Consider the following 4179-nt stretch of genomic DNA (forward strand, 5'->3'; position numbering starts at 1 on the left):
CCACCCACACGCCTGGTGCCCGCGCCGGCGGGGGGGCGGGGGCCCCCCCCCCCCGCGGCGGGGCCCCCCCGCCGCGGGGGGGGGGGGGCCCCGGGCGTTTTCCCCCCCGCCCCACCCGGCATGGGGGAGTGGCGGGGATCAGCCCGCGAGGCCGATGCCGGTCTCGGTGGCGTAGCCGGCGACACCGTTGGGGCCCACCGCGACGGCGGCGTCGAGGAACGAGGCACCGTCAGGACCGAACTGGACATCGGTGATGTGCAGGGCACTGCCGTTCGGGCCGACGGAGAACGCCCCGTGGTCGTAGTTCAGGGAGGGGATGTTGTTGGGCGTGTCGGCGGAGGCGATGGTCGCCCCGCCGAGAACGAGCGGGAGGCAGAGGGCGGAGACGGTCAGGACGCGGCGCGCAGTACGCATGGGGGAAGAGCCCTTCCAGATAAGGGTGGTGATGGTCGATCGGACTGCCACGAAATGGCGTCCTGTCACCATCCACACACATGCGTATGCGGAGCGCTACCGGGGATGGCTGTCCGGGGCTACCGGTTCACCCGGGCCCCCCATCGCCGCCCCGAGGACGTGACGGGCGGGCCCGCCCGGGGCGGGGGAGCGCTCCGCCCACGCGGCGCCGCAGCCCCGGTGACGGGCCGCCGGCGACCGGCGAGGCCACCGGCCCCGCCGGGCCACCGCCCCGGACGCCGCCCACGGCCGGGGCGGGCGTACGGGCGCCGCCCGGCGACTTGACGCTCGAACCGGTGCTGCTGCGATAGTGACCCGGTGCGCGTCGGCCTGCTTGGACCCCTGGTACTGGACGCCGGAGCGGGCCCGCTGCCGATCGGCGGCGCGCGGCTGCGGGCGCTGCTGGCCTACCTCGCGCTGGACGCCGGCCGCGCCGTCCGGCCCCAGGCCCTGGTGGACGCGCTGTGGGCCGAGGCGCCACCGGCAGACCAGACGAACGCCCTGCAGTCACTGGTGTCCCGCCTGCGGGGCGTCCTGGGCGACCCCGCGCTGCTCACCTTCGGACCGGCCGGGTACCGGCTGGCCGTCGAGCCCGGTGCGGTGGACACCGCCCGGTTCGAGCAACTGGCCCTCTCCGGCAGGCACTTGCACACGCAGGGCCGGCCGGCCGAGGCCGCCGCCGCCCTGCGGGAGGCCCTGGCCCTGTGGCGCGGCCCCGCGCTGGCGGACGTGCGCGAGGCGCCGTTCGCCGACACCGAGGCCCGGCGGCTGGAGCGGGCGCGGCTGGTCGCCCTGGAGGGCCGGATCGAGGCCGACCTCGCGCTGGGCGCCGGACCGGAGCTGATCGCCGAACTCGAATCGCTGACCGCGCGGCACCCGCTGCACGAACGGCTGCACGCCCAGCTGATCCGGGCCCTGGCCGCCGGCGGCCGGGGCGCCGAGGCACTGGCCGCCTACCAGCGGCTGCGCGCCCGGCTGGCCGACACCTTCGGCAGCGACCCCGGACCGCAGCTGCGGGCGGCCCATCTCGCGGTCCTGCGCGGCGAGCTCCCGGCACCCCCCGACCGCCGGCCGCCCCCCGGCCACCGCACGCCCGACGACCAGCCGCCACCCCAACGGCCGGAGCCCCAACGGCCGGAGCCCCAACGGCCGGAACCCCGCCGACCACGGCCGCCCGGCAACCCGGACGCGCCGCTGACCAGCTTCGTGGGCCGCGAGGACGACATCCGCCGGGTGGCCGAGCTGCTCGGTCGAGCCCGCCTGGTCACCCTGGTCGGCCCCGGCGGGTCCGGCAAGACCCGGCTGGCCACCACCGCCGGCCGCCGGCTCACACCGCCCGGCGGGGTGTGGTTCGTCGCCCTGGCCCCGGCCGGCCCGGCGGACGTGCCCCGCGCGGTGCTCGACGCCCTGCGCACGCGCGAGGCCGACCTGCCCAAGAACGCCGCGGCCCCGACCCGCCGCCCCGGCACCCCAGAGGAGATCCTGGACCGCCTGACCGAGGTGCTCACGCACGACGACCCGGTCCTGGTGCTGGACAACTGCGAGCACGTGATCGACGCGGCGGCCACGCTGGCCGAGACCCTGCTCGGCCGGTGCCCCGGGCTGCGGGTCCTGGCCACCAGCCGGGAGCCGCTGCGGATCGACGGCGAGAACCTGCACCCGGTACTCCCCCTGGAACTGCCCGAACCCGGCTCGACGCCCGAACAGGCCCGCGCCTGCGCGGCGGTCCGGCTGTTCCACGACCGGGCCACCGCCGTGTGCCCGGGCTTCGCCGAGGAGGACGGCTCGCTGGCGGCGGCGGTCGAGATCTGCCGCCGCCTGGACGGCCTGCCACTGGCGATCGAACTGGCCGCCGCCCAACTGCGCACCCTGCCCGCCGAGGTGGTCGCCGCCCGGCTGGACGACCGGTTCCGGCTGCTCACCCGGGGCAGCCGCACCGCCCTGCCCCGGCACCAGACGCTGCGCGCCGTGGTGGCCTGGAGCTGGAAGCTGCTGGCCGCCGACGAACGGGCGCTGCTGGAACGGCTGTCGGTGGCGCCCGGCAGCTTCACCGAGGACGCGGCGCAGGCGGTCGGCGGGCTCGCCGCCCCGCACGCCGGCCACCACCCCGGCGACCGTGAGGCCCCCGATGTCCCCACCCCCGACGCCCCGGCCCGCGACGTCCGGGAACTGCTGGCGGCGCTGGTCGACAAGTCGCTGCTGCACCTGCTCGGAGCCGCCGCCACGGGAGAGCCCCGCTACCGGATGCTGGAGACCATCCGGGAGTACGGCCTGGAGCAGCTCACCCGCCACGGGGAGGCCGGCGCCGCCCGCGAACGCCACTGCGGGTTCTTCCTCGCCCTGGCCGAGACCGCGGAGCCGCGGCTGCGCACCCGCGACCAGCTGCGCTGGCTGGCCCGGCTGTCGGCCGAGCGGGACGACCTGCTGGCGGCGATCCGCTGGGCGGTGGAGTCCGGGGACGCCGCGACGGCGGTCCGGTTCGGCGCCGCGCTGTGCTGGTTCTGGTCCATGCGGGGCTATCCGCCGGAGTCGCTGGACCTGCTCGAACGGGTCCTGGAGGTCCCCGGGCCGGCCGATCCGGCGGCCCGCGCGCTGGTGGTCGCGACGTACGAGGTCGGCACCGAGTCCATCGGCCGGCCGGAGGACAGGGCGGCCGCCTTCGGCCGGATCGAGGCGGCGATGGCGGGCGTCGACCCCGGTGTCCACCCCCTGCTGGAGCTGGCCCGGCTGGCCGCGGCCATCGCCGGCCCGCAGCCGCCGCCGCACACGCCCGACCCTCCGGCCCCCGCGGATTCCCCGGACTTCCCGGACGGCGAGCGCAAGGACCCCTCCAGCGGCCCGTTCGCCCTGCTCGTGCGGGGCCTGCTGACCCTGCACACCGGGGACGTCACCGAGGCGGCGGGCTTCCTCGCCCACGCGCTGGCCGGTTTCGAGGCGCTCGGCGAGCGGTGGGGCATGGCGACCGCGCTGAGCACCCTCGGTTCGCTGCGGCGGCGCTCCGGCGACCTGGCCGACGCGCTGGCGATGAACGAGCGGGCCACCCGGTACTTCCAGGAGCTCGGGATGCAGGAGGACACGGTCGACAACGATGTCCAGGCCGCCCTGATGCGCGCCCAGGCCGGGGACGCGGACGGCGCGCGGCGGCAGCTGGAGGGCCTGCTCGACCAGGTGGCGCAGGCCGGATGGGCCGAGCCCAGGGCCCTGGTGTGCCTGGGCCTGGCCCAGCTGGAGTGGCGGGCCGGGCAGCGGGAGCAGGCCCGCGCACACGCCCTGGCCGCCCTGGCCCAGGCCCCCGGCGTCCAGCCGGTGCCCTCGCACCTCACCGCCCTGCTGCTGGGCGTGCTCGCGCAGCTGGACGCGGCGGACGGCCTGCCCGACGCGGCGGTGCGCCGGCTCGACCACCCGGCGGTGCACCTGGTGCTGACCTGGAACTCGGCGGTCGCGGCCCGGATCGCGGTGGCGGCCGCCGACATCGAGCTGTGCCGCGGCCGGCCGGGGGAGGCGGCGCTCCTGCTCGGCGCCGCCGACCTGCTGCGGGGCTCGGACGACCTCGGCGACACCGACGTGCACAGGATCGCCGGGCGGGCCACGGCCGACCTGGGAGCCGCCGGGTTCGCGTCCGCGCACGCCGCGGGTGCGGCGATGGCGCGGTCCCCGGTGGCTTATAAACAAAAACCACCCCCCCAAAACCCCACTTATATCGGGTTGGGGGGTGGTGGGGGTTAA

2 protein-coding genes are annotated in these 4179 nt (G+C 77.5%); one reads left to right on the forward strand and one right to left on the reverse strand.

From position 1 onward, the window contains the following. Nucleotides 1-138: 138 nt before the first annotated feature. Nucleotides 139-414, reverse strand: a complete 276-nt coding sequence (locus tag ACFV61_RS29370; RefSeq protein ID WP_063352834.1) for a hypothetical protein — start codon at nucleotides 412-414, stop codon at nucleotides 139-141. A 357-nt stretch (nucleotides 415-771) separates the two neighbouring features. Between ACFV61_RS29370 and ACFV61_RS29375 the strand changes: the two genes are divergently transcribed. Next, complete coding sequence (locus ACFV61_RS29375) at nucleotides 772-4179, forward strand: BTAD domain-containing putative transcriptional regulator (RefSeq protein WP_380494867.1); 3408 nt, start codon at nucleotides 772-774, stop codon at nucleotides 4177-4179.

Source organism: Kitasatospora sp. NPDC059817 (assembly GCF_042731835.1).
In the GTDB taxonomy this organism is placed as follows: Bacteria; Actinomycetota; Actinomycetes; order Streptomycetales; family Streptomycetaceae; genus Kitasatospora.

Bases quoted from the DNA above. Each gene is read 5' to 3' on its own strand.
- ACFV61_RS29370 (WP_063352834.1), bottom strand. From the start codon at position 414: ATGCGTACTGCGCGCCGCGTCCTGACCGTCTCCGCCCTCTGCCTCCCG.